Genomic DNA, 18,731 nt, shown 5'->3' with positions numbered 1-18,731 from the left:
AGACCAAAGTCCAGATGAAAGTCTGGTCTTCTGACTGTTACTAGAAGCTTCTCCATACTGTAAACTAGGATTATTCAATGAAATGAAGGAGAATTAAGTTTATGAAAAAGCCTTTCAGCCGCTCTACCCTTGCCATTCTGTTTGCAAGCGCCACTTTGGCAAGCTCTATTTTGCTTGCTCAGCCGCTTAAGAAATCACGCCAATCCTAAGAGTCGTCTAATTGGTTCATACATAATCGAAAGATCGATACGCTCCTTTCGAGGAGCTATAGTACAAGGAAGAGACTCTCTTCAAGCGAAATTGTATCGCATGAGGTAGTCTCTTTTTCATCGAATATTATTCATATTAAATCAATGGGAATTATGGTATTATACAGGTGTCAAAAAGTTTCCGAGTTACTTCGGCCAAGCCCCTTAGCTGAGAGGAGAAAAGTTTAATGCAATCATTGGACCAGCTTATACAAGGTCAAGAAAAATTACTACCGGATTTCCACTCCGATCTAAAGGTTGTACTGTTAGGCACTGGTTCACCACGAGCCGTCTACGGCGTATCCAAGCCTGGAGTGGCCGTATTGGCCGGATCCAAGGTTTTCCTGGTCGATTGCGGTGCCGGAACGGTCAATCAACTGCTTCTGGCAGGGATCATGCCGCAAAGAATATCGGACGTACTGTTTACGCATCATCACAGCGATCACAACTCAGGATTCTTCGATGTGTTTATCAGCAGCTGGAGAACACACGTCATCCCTGGAGCCGTATTCCCGAATCGCACGGTTCCCATGCAGGTGTACGGACCTGAAACAACGAAAGACATTATTGGAAAAATGCAAGAATCGTTCGCTTTTGATGTCAATCTGCGCATAAACTATAATAAATCTGCCTTTGATGGCTCCCGAATCGAATATCATGAATGCAATGAGGGGGTCGTTTATGATAAGGACGGCATCCGCATTACCGCCTTTGAGGTCGATCACCGGCCTGTATATCCTGCCATTGCATATAAGTTCGAATACAACGGCAAATCGGCTATCATATCCGGAGATACCATTCCTGTAGACAACATGATCCGCCATGCGCAAAATGTAGATTTGCTAGTACACGAAGCATACAATAAAGAGTGGCTGGATGCCTTAATCGGTATGTATCCTGAGGAAGCCGTCGGTTTGAACAATCCCGCCAAGTATCATACAACTACGCTTCAGGCGGCGGAAATCGCACAGCGCGCGGGAGCAAAGCATCTGCTGCTCACCCATCACATTCCCGCTCCGGCCAAGACCAAGGAAGCCGAAGAAGCTTATATTCAAGGTATGAAAGAGATTTACTCCGGTCCTATTACCGTTGGGAGAGATTTGACAGAATTTGACCTGGGGAACATAGGATAATGAACGGAATAGAGCTCCGCACCCTCTCAGGATACGGAGCTCTTCCATTAATCACATCCCGGCAAGGGTGTAGCGAATGAGCAGCCAAAGGCCCAGGCAGACAAGTACGATACGAAACACGTCCTCAGAACGCGACCCTGTATCAATAGCAAGAAATTTGGGGAGCAGCCTAATCTTCTTACGGATGGGCCACAGCAGCGCTACTCCCTGCTCATTGAATAAATCGATGAATGGATGAGAGGCGTATGCCAATAGAAACGTCCAATAGTATAGCGGATTCATTGCCTTTGCCGCCATTGCAATCAATACCATAAAAATAATGGAATGAGTCAAAGTACGATGACGAATCTTCAGTACTTTCAGTAATGCGGATAATGGAAATAATAATTTGGCCATGACCGATCCCGGCTTATCGATATCGGCAAGCGGTCCTGCAAAACAGCCTAGCAGGACGGCACCCGCTGTCTCCCATGACCAAAGCGGAACATGGAAGTACTGCAGCACACATTCCGCGGCTACGACTCCGGCCACCCCATGTGTTCGTTGAAGCATAATGATCTACCCTCCGATTGTTCTAAGTTGCTGCCATATTAACAAACACATGTTCGTATAACTAATTTATAATATCATAAAAAAGGAATAGGTGCATCTTTCGCAAGACTTAGTTTTCATAAACCCTCATGGAGATGATATGAAGAACTTCTTTCTCATATGATATTCGCGGGAATCTCCTGAAAACGGTCCGCAGCTCATTTCCAAGGCAACCTGATAGCCAAACCGTGCTCTACAGGAGCTGAGAGCTCCGCAGTCTGAATTTTCTATTCAGCAAAAGCAAAAGGACACCCACTATTATGGTGGATGTCCTTAATTTTGCAACGCGCGCGAGTTCCAAGTGCGCGTTACAGCGCTGCATAGTGGTCGCTCGAAAACTCACTTATACAGACTTAGATATTCAATGGCTCTAACAGCTTGAAAATCATCGACGCCGCTTCGGCTCGCGTTGCCACTCCACTTGGACGGAATGTACCATCCTCGTATCCGTTCAATATACTTAAAGATGCAGCGAAATCTACTGATGGTTGAGCCCATGCCGGAATGCTGGAAGCATCTTTAAAATGAACGGTTTCCTTGCCCGCTTTTACGGCATACGATTTTAGTGCATTTGCGATAATTGTCGACATTTCGGCTCTAGTGATCGTTTGATTCGCCTTAAACAAAGATTTCCCGTTCTCCTCGTAGCCTTGGATGAGGCCTGCTTTCATCGCAGCATTCACCGCTTCCTTGGCCCATGAAGGGATTTCATTGTCGTCGGCAAAACGGGTGCTGCCATTCACGCCTTGTAAGCCCAAAGCTTCCGTCATCATTTTTGCAAACTGCGCGCGGGTTATCGTCTCTTCCGGATGGAAGGTCTGATCCGAATAACCTTGAATTACTTTCATGCCAATTAACCGATCGGTAAATGGCGCTACCCAATGTCCCGTCAAATCAGAAAACAAGACCGGCTGGTATTCATATACGGCAAATTTCGTGAAATGATTAACTTTTACGGTTATCGTCCCATCACCATTCACCGTTCCTCCAAGATAAACCCATCGTTTTTCCCGCTCGTTGTAGTAATATATCGCAGCCTTATTTCCTTTAGAAATTTGCGTCCCATCATATTGGAATGTTATTTCTAAGGGTTTGCTAAACGTATTACCGGTCGTACTCGTAAACTCAAGCACCTGACTCAACGCTCGAAGCGTACCTACAGCTGGTACCTGATCTGCAGCTACTATCGCCACGAAAATTTTACCGTCCGCTGGTACCGCACCTGCTGGAACTAACAGTTTGACAACGTCTTTAATGACCAGCTCGGCGCCTTTCTGAATCGTCACATCCACATCCGCTTTGTTTGGTGCTGCTGCTGGTCCTGAGGCAGAAGAGTAGCCTCCTCTTCTGCCTCCTGATTCTGGATCAGCGAATGCAAAGGAGAACATTCCCGACGTTACCGGTCCTGTCGCTCCGACGATATGCGCCTGATCCACCGTGACACTAGCGTTAGCTGCATTGTTTGCTGATGCATGATTCATCGCTTTGCCAGTGAATGAAATCGTCAACTGCGTATAAGTGTTTCTCGTTACACTAATACCTAATCCGGCTGGCAGATTATTGACAGTTACCCCACTGCTCAGATTTTCAATAAACGTGCCGTTAGTCAATGTCACTACTTGGGTTGCTGCAATACTACCATCATTGGCTAAAGCTTCCTGTATCACTGTGCTGCCTAAGGTCAATACCGGAGATATTGTGATCGAAGCCATTGGCGTCGCACTAACGGACTCTGTCGCTGGGCCTTCACCTGCTTCGTTACCAGCTGTAACCTTATAATAGTAAGTGGTTCCGTTTTGTACAACCGCATCCGTGTAGCTGCTTGTACCTAACCGGTCACCGACGATTATGTGTGTTCCATTTAACGTTGCACTGCGCTTCACGTTGTAGTAGGTCGCTCCAGTGACCGTGTTCCATGTCAGTGCTACCTTACCATCACCTGCTGCTGCGGTCAGACCTGTAGGTGCTGCACCAGGGACTTGAATTGCAGCCATTGGCGTCGCACTAACGAACTCTGTCACTGGGCCTTCACCTGCTTCGTTGCCAGCTGTAACCTTATAGTTGTAAGTGGTTCCGTTTTGTACAACCGCATCCGTGTAGCTGCTTGTACCCAACCGATCACCAACAGTTGTGAATGTTCCGTTTACCGTTACACTGCGTTTCACGTTGTAGTAGGTCGCTCCAGTGACCGTGTTCCATGTCAGTGCTACCTTACCATCACCTGCTGTTGCAGTCAGACCTGTAGGTGCTGCGCCAGGTACTTGAATTGCAGCCATTGGCGTCGCACTAACGGACTCTGTTGCTGGGCTTTCACCTGCTTCGTTACCAGCTGTAACCTTATAGTAGTAAGTGGTTCCATTTTGTACACTAGAATCCACATAGCTGTTCGTATCTAATTCAAAACCAATTTCTTTGTACTCACCGTTTATCGCGGTACTGCGACTTACGTTGTAGAAGTAGGTCGCTCCAGCGACCGTGTCCCAGGTAAGTGCCACTTTTCCATCGCCCGCTGTGGCGATCAAACCTGTTGGTGCAGCGGTAGGCGCTTTGATCGGAGCCTTAGGTGCTGCGTTAACCGGCCCTGCTACTGCACTTTCGCCTCTGATGTTGCCGGCTGTGACGGTATAGTAGTAGGTTGTTCCGTTTAATGCACTCCCATCTGAGAAGCTATTCGTGTTTAATTGCAGCCCCACCGTTGTGTACGTTCCATTTGCTGCCGTACTGCGCTTCACATTGTAGTAGGTCGCCCCAGTGACTGTGTTCCATGTCAGTGCCACTTTCCCATCGCCTGCTGTTGCGGTCAAACCTGTAGGTGCCGCACTAGGTGCTGTACCGCCAGTAATATAGTAAACTTCCATTTCATCGATAGAAGGTTCATTACTGCTGGTGCTCATCATAAACAGTCGAAAATACTGGGAAGTAACTGGAGCGAAAATGAGCGTTCTATTGGCACCAATCGTTGTACCTGTCATCTCCTCAATATCCATGTAGGTAATATCATCGTTAGAATACTGAAGCTTATAAGACGTTATTCTCGGGAATGAAACTTCTTTAATGACCACCTGATTGTACTTGGTGGGGGCACCAAAATTAACTCCGAGAAACTGATCCTTCGTTAAACCTTTTGCTGATGACCAGCGACTGGATATAGTAGTTCCGTCAAAAGCTTTGCTTGCAGTATAGGTTGCATTCCACTGGGATGAAGCAAAGTACGCATTGGATGGCTTACCTAGAGCTAAATTGACTAAAGTTGTTACACTAATTGCATTGCTTGCAGGCGATACGTTACCTTCTAAATCCTTTGCTTTAATATAATAATCATAAGTAGTTCCGCCTTGAAGTCCTGTATCGCTATATGTCGTCGTGGTTACCGTTGCGACTTTCGTGAGGCCCCGATACACATCATAGCCCGTTACACCCACATTATCTGTTGAAGCTGTCCAGCTCAAATTAATTTGACTGTTCGAAATAGCCGTACCCTTCAAATGGGTCGGCGCTGTCGGCGCTTCGGTATCACGGCGATGGATATCCCAAGTGGTTTCAATGACTGTGCTGCTAGCTTCCGAAATGTTGCCCGCTGCGTCCTTCGCTTTCACTGTGTAGCTGTATGCAGTTTCAGCAGTAAGACCCTTATCGCTGTAAGAAGTTGTCGTTGAAGTCCCGACTAACGTTCCGTTCCGATATATATTGTAGGCTCTTACGATCACATTATCTGTTGAAGCCGTCCAACTTAGATTAATTTGACTGCTTGATGCGGCTGTAGCCTTCAGATTCGTTGGTGACGTAGGAGCTTGAGTATCACTGTTATTGCTTAGTTTATTTTTGGCCCATACTAACCTTGAGAACGTAGCCATGCTTGTACTAGATTTGCTTGTCATAACGGAATTTGCCAATGCATCATACATATCTGGACGAAGAGCGGCCAAGAAAAGATTGCCATTCCGAGCACTCGTGGTGGGAGCGCCATGCCCTGTTCCATCGGTTCCATCAACACGACCTGCAAAATCATTGGGTCCCCTCATCATTACATCTGCATACATGTTGGCAAAGGGCTTCAACATTTCTTCCGTTATACCATAGCGGCTAATTAAGTGCGCCCGGTAAAAACCAGCTACATCCAAGCTAGCATGGTTGGAATCTTCTCCTCCCAATAATGTCGGATTATAACCCCAGTTATAAATTGGGTTCCCTTTCTTACTGGTATCCGTTTTTTTGGCGGTATCATCATTAAAAAACCAATCGAGGTTTGTTTGAACGATATCATCGTATCGAGCAACAAGAGACGCGTTATCTCCACTAATCTCATGTGCAGCTGCCAAGTTTTGCAAGCCGTAGGACATCATCATCTGCTGATTCCACGGCATAATGCCACCGCTCATATAAGGTGATTGCGTAGAGAAGTAGTATTTATTATCTCTCGATAGATCTAGAAGCGATGGGAATAAAAATTCGCTGACTACATAATCAGCCTCTTTTACGAAAGTTGCCGCACGTTCTCTATAGGTCTTTCCGTGTCCATACTTATCGCCATTAGGAACCATCGTGTCTAAAATCCATGGTGTCTGAAGAATTAGTCTGGCGCAGTAGGCCATATGGCCGATAGAGTCGCCATTCGCCGAATCGGCAGATGCGATCCCGTCCGTACTAGTCCCTGGCCATACAGGAGCGATAGTGTTAGTCCACACGGTTTTCTGTCCGTATGGAGCTGGTAGGATGTCATTGCGTTGAGATAAGAGTACATCAACGAAGTAGATCATCCGATCAAGGATCTCCGTGTCACCCGTTATTTCATACATGAGCCCCAACGCCTTGATGTTCTCACCACTAGTGCCTTGGGCATACTCACTCTGCATGTTACTTGTATTTGGCCCCCATACTACAGGCTCAACCGTTTGAATATATGCTTTGAAGGAATCAATTTCGTTCTGAGTTACAGGGCCATCAAAGCTATCGAGCACCATGGATCCTGCTAAAGCCTGAGTGTTCGAAAATAGTCCGATGGAGCTGCCCACCAGTACACTTAGCAGGATATGTTTTTTTTGCAAAGCAAAAAAGTGATGTTTTCTTACAATCATAAATACACCAAAAGCCAGAACGCCCATTAAAGTTCCGATTGTTATTAGAATAGGAATACCCTCTTTGTGTCCCTCCATCGGCTGGAGTATTTGCTGTTTGACTGGGATTTTATTATCTTAAGAGAGATTTGACCTCCTTCACCAAGTTATAGACAGGTAAGCGTTTACATAGATTGGATAACCTTTTCAGCATGGGACCTTATCCATCCATTTATGAATGTGAAACGATCAAGCTGCTCCGTCTACTGGAACTACATTCATATATTAGTATTAAAAAATAGCCATATCAATCTAAGAATATTTATATCAATATATCAATATTTAAATAGTATCGTAATTTCGCTAATCCCCTCGCCTCCTTCTATAGACAAAAAGACACCTTTTCGGTGTCTTTTTGTGCTCGTTTAGAAAAAATTCCGCAAAACCATTAACACAACCACTCCAGATAGCACAGTCCCCAATATGCTGCGGGTTAAGACGGCAATGATGAAGCTGGGAATAGCTGCCCATAGCTCAAAATTTTTGGATATAGGCGGGATGGTTCCATCATGTACAAACAGCTCCTGACCTATTAACGCGGCCATAACCGCTATCGGTACGTAATTCAACCATCGCATGGCCCACGCTGGCAGTTCAAAGCGACTAAGGACCATTAACGGTACGACTCTGGGAATCATCGTCACCACCGTAGCCGCTATTATAACTAATAAGACGTACCATCTTATTTCCATTTTTCCATCACCATTCCTACCGTAGCTGCAACAACGGTCGCAACAATAATTCCGAGACTTCCCGAGACGATGAAGGTGCTTCCCACCCCCACTGCAAGAGCAATGATACCGACAATGAGATCCCGTCTAATGTTATTTCTGCCGACCATGGAAAGCACTAGAAGTCCGATAAACATGCCGACCAAAGCAAAATCAAGACCCCACTGCTCAGGATTCGAAATCCATTGCCCCAAAAATGCACCGATCAGATTAGCACCCCACCACCCCAGATAGGCAGTTAGATTCAAGCCGTGCATCCATTTCTCGTTAATTTCTTTGGTCTTGACAGCCTTGTTCATGGCAACGCCAAATGTTTCATCAGAAAGCAGTGTACCGACCAGAAGATTCTTGAATGAGGACAAATGCTTAAAGTACGGGGATAACGCCGCACTCAGTAAAATATAACGGGCATTGACGAAAAAAGTAGTTATAGCGATTGCCGTAATCGAGCTGCTGGAGGCTATCATCCCTACGGCAATGAACTGAGCGGAGCCAGCGTAAAGAAGCAAGCAGAACAGCGTTATTTCCGAAATGCTCAGCCCTGCTGTGGTCATCACAACCCCCGCGGCGACACCGATACTGATATAGCCTAGCAAGGTCGGAAGACAGTCCTTCACCCCTTGTAGAAAGCTTTCTTCATTCTTTTGCGACAAAACGGTTGGTGCATGGATAGGTTTGGTACTCATTGACGTCCCTTCTTCGCTGTACATAATTTGAATAACAGAAGTTATTCAGCTAACTACTATAAAAATCCGAAAGAAAATACGGTTCAATGATTTGAACCGCAGCTTGATAAGAACTCAAACATCATAATCAACGCATTATATTACTTAAATCTTTTCCCAGTCACCACATGATATAAATCAGGGCGATTAGTCCAGAAATCTTTGAATTTGTCCGGTCCAAAATGAGTCGCCACTTCTGCAAACATAATGTCATGTCTTATGTACTCAATAGCCACTAAAACCAGAACAGGATCTTGTGTTTTAACTGCCCAAGCGGTTGCGGCGGAACTCGGGTTAAAATTGGCAATAAGCACTTCTTCATGATCTCGTGTAACAACTGTCAGATGTCCATTCGCCCGCTGCTCGGGAAATTCCGGAGCCATATAGTTATGATGAGTTGTGGTCCCTAATTTAGTACCCGGTGCTCCGAACACGCAAGAGAAAACATCCAACCCTTCGGTTACGCGGCGGTCTACGGCCTCTTTAATAGCAGGAACTTGAGGCTCCCAGATCGAAATCCACAGCTCTTTATCCGCTTTGCCTATCATGTCGATCATTTCAGCAATGACAAGCTCATCACTGCTGATGCGCCGAATAACATCGATCTCCTGTTCGCTTTCAAGCGCAGAGAGATTTTTCTCGAGATAATCAAAGGACTGCTCGAATGTGCTCCTTAACCGGTTTATTAATTCTTTAGCGGGTAAGGGAGCATAGGTTACTGGCTCGGAAGGCACCGTATAGACGGCCCCTTTATCTAACAGCTTGCCTATAACCTCATAAATCATAGAACGTGGTACACCCGACCGTTTACTGATTTCATAACCGGTAATGGGCGAGTTTTTTAGCAGCCCAACATAAGCCTTACACTCATATTGAGAAAAGCCTAATTTCTGAAGCTCTTTATAGATGTCGTCCATAAGACTCCTTATTAGTAGTTAGTGTAATACTTACTATACAAACAATCGATTTATTCGTCAATGATTGAAATTCAACAAAATCTCGCCTGACTGATAGCAATGACGCTTCGATACTCGCATGTACGAGCTGCCAAGTTTTTTTATACTAAAAGTAGGGAGTTGAATGAGGAAGCGGCTCATCATATAATAAACTGTAGGAGGTGGTAATGATGGCAAAACATTTTGCCAGAGTTAGCAACGACTCGTGCAAAGCCTAGTATTGGAGGCGATACTTTGCATGGGGCAGGACATTTAATTAAGATTTAATCGCCCAAATTCGCTTATATCGTTTCTAATAATTGGTTTTGCAACTTATATCATTTTTAATCATATAAGGAGCTGAAACCTCATGATTCAACCATTTATTAGAAACCATCAATATAACCTTATCCAAAAGCAAATGGATCTTCTGCAGCAAACGTACAGGACGGTATCCGATCCTAAAGTCGTAGAATCTGTACGCTATAGCGCGGAATCCAAAACTATAGAAGCGTTTGACCAAGTTACAGGCGTTCAACATGAAATGCTAGCCGCTATTTCAAATCTGAAAACAGCGGAGGATTTTCAGTCATATGGACGTTCTTTGGAACCGTATTTGACACCTTTTCCTCAAGTGACGGAGAAGCAAATCAAGAAGCTTTTTCACAAAAATAAAAAATTGGCGCTTCCTTCATTAGCGACGATACCTTATGAACGCTTAACTTATCTTGGCTGGTTAGACATCTCCACCAACAAAATGTTCCTTGTTTATGACTTGAACGGACAGATCGTCGGTATTGAAGGCAAGTTCACGCCATTAAATAAGAAGGGCATCTGCTTTATATGCAATAAACATGAAGAGGTTGCTTTATTTTCTGCAGTAACCAAATCAAGACCTGTGAATGCAAATTCCGATTATTATAAAGCGGTCGGCAACTACATGTGCATTCATAGCGATGCTTGCAACAAGAACATTACGGATGTGACTTCCTTAGAGAAGTTTATTCATAGTGTCATATGACAACACAGAATTAGGGCGGCTGATAGCCGCCCTTTTTTTATTTTCCCAAAAATCAATGCAAGAAATTCGGCGGCGATAATTTGGGATAACGATATAATAAGACTATCAGAGAAACGATTATCGAAGTCAGAAAAAGGAGCACCGACATGATAACGTCCGAAATAATAAAAATGGAGTATTATCAAGCGTTAATAGATAAAAGATCTGAATATGAGGGTGTTTTCTATGTAGGCGTCAAGACAACCGGCGTATTTTGTCGACCTACTTGTCCGGCAAGAAAGCCTAAATTTGAGAATTGCGAATTTTACGAAACCGCCAAGCAAGCCCTTCTGGCTTCCTTTCGTCCCTGCCAACGCTGCCGTCCGCTTTCGCATCCCAACCATGTATCCGAGCTTGTACAGCTGCTCGTCCATGCTGTAGAAGAAAATCCGGAACAGCGATGGACGGATGAAGATTTTCGCAAATTATCCGTAGATGCTTCAACCGCACGCAGACAATTCAAAAAACGGTTTGGCATGACATTCGTTGAATATGCAAGGGCCCGACGTATGGGAATTGCTCTGAAGCATATCAGAGAGGGTAGCGCTGTAATCGATGCCCAACTATCCACGGGTTATGAGTCCAGCAGCGGCTTCCGGGACGCATTCTCCCGAATTATGGGGGCAGCACCTACGCTGCTTGGGAACCATCATATTTTAAAGGCATCGTGGTTGGATAGTCGCCTTGGCCCCATGATAGCAATCGCAGATGAAAAGGAGCTTTATCTGCTTGAATTTGTGGATCGCCGGGGGTTGGAGCGCGAGGTTGAACGTCTTAGACTGAGAACGAAATCAGCAATTATTCCAGGTTACACAGAACCCATTCGATCTATTGAAAAAGAGTTAGACGCCTACTTTGAAGGGGAATTAATGGAATTCCAAACACCTATATTTATGATGGGATCGCCTTTTCAAAAAGAGGTTTGGGAGCAGTTGAAGAAAATCCCCCCAGGTCATACATCATCCTATGCTAACATGGCAGCAGCGATTGGAAAACCAAGCGCTTATCGAGCTATAGCGCAAGCCAACGGGGCTAATCAGCTTGCCATAGTCATTCCTTGTCATCGCGTTATCAACTCCAACGGTGACCTGGGAGGTTACGGTGGTGGGTTAACGCGTAAGCGCTGGCTGCTGAATCATGAGAAAAAGAGTCAGTCTATGACTACAGCCGCAAACAAAGAAGAGTAGATCGTATAAGAAACAAAGTTCCCACTCATAATAAAAAAAGGCCGCGCTTGCCAAGCGTAGGCCCTCTTACTCTTTAGACTTTTCCTTCATCCATGTAGTATGCAGACGGCAATCCATAGCTGTCCAGGAATGCATTGACCATTGCAAGCGGCTCATCATAGCCATAATTGCGGAAGGAATAGCCTTTGACGACATACGGGGCTCCATTATAGAACATCTCGTACTGCTGGTGGCGCCCGCCGAATTCAGATCCGATAATATCCCACGCCAGCTTAAACAGCTGGACCTTCTGCTCCGCCTTCACACCGGTCGAACGGATATATTGCTGCATATCTCCCCGGGTCTCGGGGTTCACAAGCTCTCTGTAGGACGAAGGCACCTGAAGCACACCGCCTCCGACCAGCTCTCGCAGTATGCGGATCACGGACGAGTAGATCGTATCCTGCATGCCTACGATACCATATAAGAAACGTCCGTGCGGCCTTGCTACCCCGTTGTTGTCGATAATGCATTCGTACTCGGAGGCAAGCAGCATCCCCTCCACCGAAGCCGCTAAGGAAGCAAGCTCCCCTAGACGCTCCTGCACCTGAGGGAATTTGTCCGTCCCGTTCATTTCGGTCACTTTCCTCGCCACGCCGATCAGAAATTTCATCTTAACGGTTAAGCGGGTTTGCGCCTGATTGTTGCCAAGCACATGAGCTGGCGTTGATAGAAACTGTGCGCGTGTCGCCTCAATATTTTTATACACGAATACATCTTTCCACGGTATAAATACATCGTCGAACACAACGAGAGAATCGCTCTCATCAAACTGGGTGGACAGCGGATAATCATAGGTGCTCGGCTTATCCGCCGCGAAGCTTTGTCGCGCATACATCTTCAGCCCCGGTACATCCATCGGCACGACAAATGATATCGCGTAATCCTCGTCCCCTGGACGCAGAGGGGTAATGCTGCTGCACAACAAATAGTTGGACACAGCGGAGCTGGTACCTAGCATTTGCGATCCTCGTACGATGATTCCGTCTTCTCTTTCTTCATACACACCGACTGGGAGGAATTTCTCCTCCTGCTCATGTGCCGTTTTAGTACGGTCGATTTGCGGAGGGATGATGACATAAGTAACGAACTGATCATGATCCCTTGCGTAATGATAGAAATCGAGAACGTTCTGCGCCCTATCACCGAACACTTCCGGGTGGCTCGCAAAGCCTGACAAAAAACTGGCAACGTGGTCCGGGCTCCTTCCTGCAAAGCCGCAGGTTGCCTCAGCCCAACGGGTTATCGCTTGGCGGCGGTCCGCCAAATCTTCCCTGCTTCTCGGTATCATAAATATTTTATTCGCAATGGTGCCGTCTACTGTTGTATAGGTCATCTGGTTAGCCGGATTGGCCGCAATATCATATAATTTGGAAAATGATTGAACAATACCCGAGAAGGCAGGATGGGTCGTCACATCTTTAACGCGTTCACCGTTAATATAGATGCAGCGGTTGTCCTTCAAAGAGTCTTTGTACTGCTTGCCGTTCCTTACCATCCTTTTCTTCCTTTCCATGTGACGCTTATTGCCCCCGGTTAACGGAACCCCACCGATTGACCCAATCCGGATCATAGCCAAACTGATCGAGAACTCGACCTACCGTATGATTCACAATATCATCAATCGTCTGCGGTTTATTGTAAAAAGCAGGCATAGGCGGAAATACCATCGCCCCAGCCAAAATGACGGTCTCCATATTTCGGACATGAATCAGATTCAGCGGAGACTCCCTCGTCAGCAAAATCAGCTTTTTGCCTTCCTTCAGCATCACGTCCGCTGCCCGGGCTACCAGATCAGAGGCAAGTCCCGTTGCAACACCGGCCAACGTTTTCATGCTGCACGGAGCGATAACCATCCCATCGACCCGAAAGGAGCCAGAGGATACGCTAGCAGCCTGATTTTTGACATTGTGATACACGGAGGCCATCTTCTTCACCTGATTCAAGGAATACGAGGTTTCCATCTGAATCGTCTTCTCTCCCCATTCGCTAATAATCAAGTGGGTCTCGGCTCCCAATTCATTCAACGCTTCCAATAAACGCACTCCATAGATAGCACCTGAACCGCCGGTAATACCAATGATGATTTTTTTCATTCAGGAGTCCTCCATCGTTGGTCTAATCCATCCTTTATTTCCCGCTAAAATAACGGTCAACGAGCTGCTGCTGCAGCTGATCCTCTACAATCGCATTTTGAACATACTCCGCTAAGTTCGGGATTCGGGTCACTTCATAGTCAAATGGAGCTGCGCTTAGCGGAACCGTGCAGTCGAATCCGATCTTGGAGCCCACTCCGTTATCCGTCGACGGATCCAGCTTCGAGCCTAGTGCGCGATGAACGACTACAAGGTCGTGCTCCGCCTGAAAGCGCGTTGCTACGCACCAATCTACCTGATCCATATCGAAAATATCGATTTCCTCATCCACGACGATCACTTTTTTTACATCATAATGTCCGGCAAAGGCGGCCAAAATAACGTTTTTGGCTTCACCTTCATTCCGCTTTTTCATGGAAACGACCATATGGAAGCGGCATTTTCCGCCTTTGGTTAAATGTACGTTACGAACGGTAGAAACCGTATTTTTCAATGATCTCAGAAGCGACGCTTCACGCGGAATGCCCCCAAGCAGCAGGTTCTCGTCCGATCCTGCCAAGCAGGTTTGATAAATCGGGTCTTTGCGGTGCGTTACGCAGTGAATTTCGATAACCTCTTTATTGCTTTGAGCACCGTAATAAGCCGGGAATTCCCCGAACGGGCCTTCCGGTTCACGCACCTTCGGCAATATTTTACCTTCCAGCACGATCTCCGCATGGGCCGGTACATCAATATTCACGGTTTTGCAGCGGACGACAGGGATGGGAGCATTTTTCAATGCTCCTGCGATTTCCATTTCATCCTGTCCCAATGGCGCAATGGCCTGAGAGGCCAGCATTAAAATCGGATCGACTCCGATAACGATGGCGATTTCCAACGGAAGACCTTTCTCTTCCATTTTTTTATAAAAGTTAAACGTATGTCTAGGAAGAATCAGCGCGCCAAGGCGGTTTTTGCCCGATACCTGAAGTCGGTGTATGGAAACATTCTGGCTGCCTGACTCCGGATCACGAACGATGGCAAGCCCTGCACTGATGTAAGGTCCTGAGTCTTTTTCCTGGTGAATCGGTATTGGGAACAGGCTTAACAAGTCGATATCCGTATCGATAACAACCTCATGAACAGGAGCATTTTCGCTGGAGACCTGCTCGGTCGGCAAGGGATGGTCGATTGCCTCGAGGAACTTCGGGATCATCTCGTTTTCCTTGCAGCCCAATGCTTGCGCGAAATGCGATCGGGTACTGGCAATCCCGGCTACAGCCGAAGTGGTGTAACCGGAAATTTTCGGGAAGAATACAGGCTTCACTCCGTCATACTGCTTTGTTAAAGCGGCAATCTCGAACTCCGTGGATACATGCTTGTCTACTACCGCCAATTGCTTGGATTCGTTCATATACTGCAACCAGGATCTCAAACTGTTAGCTTTCATCTTATACGCCGCCTCCATCATGGGATAGTACTTGCTTGACCTGCGGTTTGGTGTACTTCTGATAAACACATAACACAATCAATCCTACCAGACCAACGATACTCGATATAACCTCGGGAACGATCATGCAGATCGATACAATATAGAAGCCTATCCGGATAACCGGATTCATATCGCGGAATAGATAACCGACCACGGCTGCACACAATGCAAATATGCCTGCGCAAGTAAAGAAGATCGCCCAAACAATGTGCTGCCAATCTCCGATCAACAGCAATTCAGGACTCATAATAAACGCAAATGGAATGAGCAATACCGGAATACCGTAATAGAATGCCATAAATCCAGTCTGGAACGGCTTCGTTCCTGCGATTCCTGCTGCACTGTAGCTGGCTAGAGCAACAGGCGGAGTAATCATCGACAAGCAAGCCAGGTAGAATACAAACATGTGCGCTGTCATTTTCTCAACACCGAATTGTTGTAACGCTGGAGCCATCAATACAGCAGCCATAATATAGGCCGAAGTCGTCGGCATCCCCATGCCTAATATAATGCAGGCGGCACATACCAATAGTAAGCTGATTACATAATTGCCCATCGAGAATTGGATGATCAAGCTTGTGAATTTTAAACCAAGCCCTGTATAGACGATAACACCAACAATAATACCCGCTACCGCGCACGGGATAGCGACCTGAATCGATTGCTTGGCACCGCTCTCGAGCGCTTCAAAAATTTTCCCAATCGTAAACCTGGTATTTTTCCGGATAAAGCTTGTAATAACAATAACAAGGATAGACCAGAACGCGGCTTTTTGAAGCGTAAAGCCAGAGAAAATCAACACAACCAGAAGAGCCAAAGGAATGAGCAGGTGCAGCCTGTTCAAAATTTCGTTTTTCTTAACGGCATGCTCGTCCTCGACATCACTTTTGCCCATGCCTTCTTTTCTAGCTTTCAGATCTACCATGACATAAACGGATAAATAATACAGAATAGCTGGAATCATGGCCGCCAAACAAACCGCACTGTATTTAACTCCCAGCATATCCGCCATAATAAAAGCGGCTGCTCCCATAATAGGAGGCAATATCTGTCCCCCTGTAGAGGCCAATGCTTCTACCGAGGCCGCGAACATTGCCGTGTAGCCTGTCTTTTTCATCAATGGAATCGTGAATATCCCTACGCTCGCAACGTTCGCTGCAGCACTACCGCTGATAGTCCCCATCAAGCTGCTCGCTACAACGGCTGCTTTAGCGGGTCCACCCACCGTTCTACGGGTTATGGTGTGGGCTATATCAATGAATAGCTTCCCACCCCCTGATATTTCCAGGAAGGCTCCGAACAATATAAAATAAAATACGAAATCTACGGAAACCCCAATCGGAGAACCGAAAATACCGTCTACGGAAAGGAACTGCAAATCCACCATCTCGGTGAAATTCATTCCGCGGTGCTGCAAAAGACCGGACAAGCTCGGGCCAAAGAAGCCGTATAATATAAAGCCGACCGCCAATAAAGTCATAGCGTAACCAACCGTCCGTCTGGATGCCTCCAGCAGTAAGAGAACGGTCAATACTCCAATGATCCAGTCCAATGAAGTGATATCTTCAACGTATGGAATACGGGAATTTAATCGTTCGCTGGAAAAGGCTATGTAAAACCCTGGAATTAGACCCAATATGGCTAGTGCATTGTTATAAACCTTAGACAACATGCTGGTGTGTTCTTTTTTAGCATTGAATAAGCTGAAGGTTAAAGCAAGAGCGAATCCAACATGGATCGCCCTTTGGGTAACGCTAGGAAAGCTGCCGAAACTGGCTGTATATAACTGGAATATGGACCATGCGATAGCAATAAGCGAAGGTAAACTTAAAAATTTTTTCATATGGCATTGTCCTCTCTTCCAATTATTATTTTAGCAATCCTTTTTCCTTGAAGTATTTCTCAGCTCCTGGATGCAGTGGAACATTGATGCTTGCAGGATCCATGGCCTTAGTCGTATCGAAATCCTTTAGAGCATCATGCGCGTTAACCAGCTTTTCTTTGTTTTCCATAATGGTTTTGGTTATGTTATAAGCGAGTTCCTCATTCAAGCCAATTGTCGTTAAAATCATGCTGGAGAACCCGATAGTCGGTACATCAACGGTTTGTCCTTTATAGGAATCTTTAGGCAAAGTAGCAGCTTGGTAACCCATTTTCTTGAACTTGTCGACGACATCGTTCTCCATCGGTACAAAAGCAATTGGAGTATGTACGGCGATTTCACTGATGGTTGGGTGTCCTTTTGGCATTACAAGAATGTGAAGATCGGCTTCGCCGTTTTGGAATGCAGTTTGAATAACGTCATTGGAAGTCAGCTCTACTTTACCGCCGAATTTTTTCACGGTGTCGTAAGTTAGACCATAAGCTTCCAGTACTTGTCTTGTAGCAAATTCCGCCAAGCTTCCTTTGGTGTTCGTATAAATGCGGACGGGAAGCTTCTTGTCGGCGATATCCTTAATCGATTTCACTCCATTTTTGTCAACGAAGGATTTAGAGGCTACTAGCCCAACATAATATTGGTCCATGGAGCCTACAAGTGCGCGCAGGTCTTGTTGTTTATCGGTGTAAGCGATGTTGCCTTCATAGGCCCATTTGCTTGTAATACTGAAGGATAATGCGATGTCCGCTTTTTTGTCCTTCAGCATTGTAGCGTTACCTACTCCGCCAGAGAATGGAAGGACGTCTATGGTCGAGCTTTTAAGTACAGGACGCATCATTTCCGCAATGGATGCACCATACACATACCATGCGCTGCCTTGCGTATTGGTAGCGAATTTAACATTCGACGGAATCGTGCTGCTCGGAGCGTTAGCCGCTGCCGGTGCTGCTGCAGGAGTTTTTGCATCCCCTTTGGTACCGCATCCCATCGTAGCTACTAACATTAAACTCAATACACTTGCCGTCATAAAACGCTTGTTAAAAAATTTCATTATTGTCCCTCCATTGGTTTAGTTAATGTCATCTTGTCTTCGTAATTACTTAGAGTAATATCGAACCTCAAACGTCTTGCAGCCGTTAGGTGAAATCCAAGGTCCATGCTTCATTCCAGGAGGCCTGCATGCCACCATGCCTGACGTGAACTCCTGATTCAAGCTCAGATCAATGATGGATCCTTCAATAATATAGAGCTCTTCCCAGAAATCATGAATCTGCACTCCGTTAGGAGTCGTATCCGTATTCGGCGCGAAAATAAGAATGCGCGTGGCCACTCCCGAATCAGGATCCTTTGCTATTACTCTTTCTGTCAGCCCCTCCACAGCACTGAAGGGCTTCTCCTCAAACTCGCGAAAATCCGTGAATTCCAACTCAGGCTTTCCCATCTGCCACTTCTCCTCTCATCATGATGAATCACTTTCTGTAAAGAGTTCTAATAACTCACCTCCATCGCAAAATAAAATGCA

General features: G+C 45.9%; 14 protein-coding genes. 3 read left to right on the top strand and 11 right to left on the bottom strand.

The features are described from left to right. Positions 1-436: 436 nt before the first annotated feature. Positions 437-1,381, top strand: coding sequence for an MBL fold metallo-hydrolase (locus tag QMA13_RS05665; RefSeq protein ID WP_282940089.1), 945 nt, complete (start codon positions 437-439; stop codon positions 1,379-1,381). 51 nt (positions 1,382-1,432) lie between these two features. On the opposite strand, the gene QMA13_RS05660 is transcribed toward QMA13_RS05665, so the two are convergent. The 5 genes from QMA13_RS05660 to QMA13_RS05640 all read right to left on the bottom strand — a co-directional run bounded on the left by QMA13_RS05660 (position 1,433) and on the right by QMA13_RS05640 (position 9,459). Beyond that, positions 1,433-1,933: a metal-dependent hydrolase gene (locus tag QMA13_RS05660; RefSeq protein WP_282940087.1), complete on the bottom strand. Its 501-nt coding sequence runs from the start codon at positions 1,931-1,933 to the stop codon at positions 1,433-1,435. A gap of 392 nt (positions 1,934-2,325) precedes the next feature. Further along, positions 2,326-7,047 carry an S-layer homology domain-containing protein gene (locus QMA13_RS05655; RefSeq protein WP_282940085.1) on the bottom strand — a complete coding sequence of 1,574 codons (4,722 nt, stop codon included), beginning with the start codon at positions 7,045-7,047 and terminating at the stop codon, positions 2,326-2,328. Between the two features lie 404 nt (positions 7,048-7,451). Further along, a complete protein-coding gene (locus QMA13_RS05650; protein WP_282940084.1) occupies positions 7,452-7,778 on the bottom strand; it encodes an AzlD domain-containing protein in 327 nt (108 codons plus the stop codon). Next, positions 7,769-8,503 carry an AzlC family ABC transporter permease gene (locus QMA13_RS05645; protein WP_282940082.1) on the bottom strand — a complete coding sequence of 245 codons (735 nt, stop codon included), beginning with the start codon at positions 8,501-8,503 and terminating at the stop codon, positions 7,769-7,771. The genes QMA13_RS05650 and QMA13_RS05645 overlap by 10 nt, the downstream gene beginning before the upstream one ends. Before the next feature lie 140 nt (positions 8,504-8,643). Beyond that, a complete protein-coding gene (locus QMA13_RS05640) occupies positions 8,644-9,459 on the bottom strand; it encodes a TrmB family transcriptional regulator (protein WP_282940080.1) in 816 nt (271 codons plus the stop codon). Positions 9,460-9,847: 388 nt separating this feature from the next. On the opposite strand from QMA13_RS05640, the gene QMA13_RS05635 reads away from it, so the two are divergent. Next, positions 9,848-10,498, top strand: coding sequence for a FusB/FusC family EF-G-binding protein (locus QMA13_RS05635; RefSeq protein WP_282940079.1), 651 nt, complete (start codon positions 9,848-9,850; stop codon positions 10,496-10,498). 146 nt (positions 10,499-10,644) lie between these two features. Beyond that, entirely contained in the window at positions 10,645-11,724 is a 1,080-nt protein-coding gene (locus tag QMA13_RS05630; RefSeq protein WP_282940078.1) for a bifunctional transcriptional activator/DNA repair enzyme AdaA, read from the top strand. A 73-nt stretch (positions 11,725-11,797) separates the two neighbouring features. On the opposite strand, the gene QMA13_RS05625 is transcribed toward QMA13_RS05630, so the two are convergent. The 6 genes from QMA13_RS05625 to QMA13_RS05600 are packed head-to-tail and all read right to left on the bottom strand — an operon-like array spanning position 11,798 to position 18,650. Then, positions 11,798-13,279, bottom strand: a complete 1,482-nt coding sequence (locus tag QMA13_RS05625) for a 4-hydroxyphenylacetate 3-hydroxylase family protein (protein WP_282940077.1) — start codon at positions 13,277-13,279, stop codon at positions 11,798-11,800. Positions 13,280-13,286: 7 nt separating this feature from the next. Next, complete coding sequence (locus tag QMA13_RS05620) at positions 13,287-13,859, bottom strand: UbiX family flavin prenyltransferase (protein ID WP_282940075.1); 573 nt, start codon at positions 13,857-13,859, stop codon at positions 13,287-13,289. A gap of 34 nt (positions 13,860-13,893) precedes the next feature. Then, entirely contained in the window at positions 13,894-15,288 is a 1,395-nt protein-coding gene (locus tag QMA13_RS05615) for a UbiD family decarboxylase (protein WP_282940073.1), read from the bottom strand. 1 nt (position 15,289) lies between these two features. After that, a complete protein-coding gene (locus tag QMA13_RS05610) occupies positions 15,290-17,173 on the bottom strand; it encodes a TRAP transporter permease (protein WP_282940071.1) in 1,884 nt (627 codons plus the stop codon). A 25-nt stretch (positions 17,174-17,198) separates the two neighbouring features. Next, a complete protein-coding gene (locus QMA13_RS05605; RefSeq protein ID WP_282940069.1) occupies positions 17,199-18,260 on the bottom strand; it encodes a TAXI family TRAP transporter solute-binding subunit in 1,062 nt (353 codons plus the stop codon). A gap of 45 nt (positions 18,261-18,305) precedes the next feature. Then, positions 18,306-18,650 (bottom strand): cupin domain-containing protein, encoded by a 345-nt coding sequence (locus QMA13_RS05600; protein ID WP_282940067.1) that lies wholly within the window; start codon positions 18,648-18,650, stop codon positions 18,306-18,308. Positions 18,651-18,731: the final 81 nt, after the last annotated feature.

Origin of the sequence: Paenibacillus sp. RC67, from assembly GCF_030020805.1 — a bacterium.
Classification (GTDB): Bacteria; Bacillota; Bacilli; order Paenibacillales; family NBRC-103111; genus Paenibacillus_S.
Note: the sequence above shows the minus strand (reverse complement) of the source record. Positions and strands in the feature narration are given on the sequence as shown.

Bases quoted from the DNA above. Each gene is read 5' to 3' on its own strand.
- QMA13_RS05665 (WP_282940089.1), top strand. From the start codon at position 437: ATGCAATCATTGGACCAGCTTATACAAGGTCAAGAAAAATTACTACCG.
- QMA13_RS05660 (WP_282940087.1), bottom strand. From the start codon at position 1,933: ATGCTTCAACGAACACATGGGGTGGCCGGAGTCGTAGCCGCGGAATGT.
- QMA13_RS05655 (WP_282940085.1), bottom strand. From the start codon at position 7,047: ATGATTGTAAGAAAACATCACTTTTTTGCTTTGCAAAAAAAACATATC.
- QMA13_RS05650 (WP_282940084.1), bottom strand. From the start codon at position 7,778: ATGGAAATAAGATGGTACGTCTTATTAGTTATAATAGCGGCTACGGTG.
- QMA13_RS05645 (WP_282940082.1), bottom strand. From the start codon at position 8,503: ATGAGTACCAAACCTATCCATGCACCAACCGTTTTGTCGCAAAAGAAT.
- QMA13_RS05640 (WP_282940080.1), bottom strand. From the start codon at position 9,459: ATGGACGACATCTATAAAGAGCTTCAGAAATTAGGCTTTTCTCAATAT.
- QMA13_RS05635 (WP_282940079.1), top strand. From the start codon at position 9,848: ATGATTCAACCATTTATTAGAAACCATCAATATAACCTTATCCAAAAG.
- QMA13_RS05630 (WP_282940078.1), top strand. From the start codon at position 10,645: ATGATAACGTCCGAAATAATAAAAATGGAGTATTATCAAGCGTTAATA.
- QMA13_RS05625 (WP_282940077.1), bottom strand. From the start codon at position 13,279: ATGGAAAGGAAGAAAAGGATGGTAAGGAACGGCAAGCAGTACAAAGAC.
- QMA13_RS05620 (WP_282940075.1), bottom strand. From the start codon at position 13,859: ATGAAAAAAATCATCATTGGTATTACCGGCGGTTCAGGTGCTATCTAT.
- QMA13_RS05615 (WP_282940073.1), bottom strand. From the start codon at position 15,288: ATGAAAGCTAACAGTTTGAGATCCTGGTTGCAGTATATGAACGAATCC.
- QMA13_RS05610 (WP_282940071.1), bottom strand. From the start codon at position 17,173: ATGAAAAAATTTTTAAGTTTACCTTCGCTTATTGCTATCGCATGGTCC.
- QMA13_RS05605 (WP_282940069.1), bottom strand. From the start codon at position 18,260: ATGAAATTTTTTAACAAGCGTTTTATGACGGCAAGTGTATTGAGTTTA.
- QMA13_RS05600 (WP_282940067.1), bottom strand. From the start codon at position 18,650: ATGGGAAAGCCTGAGTTGGAATTCACGGATTTTCGCGAGTTTGAGGAG.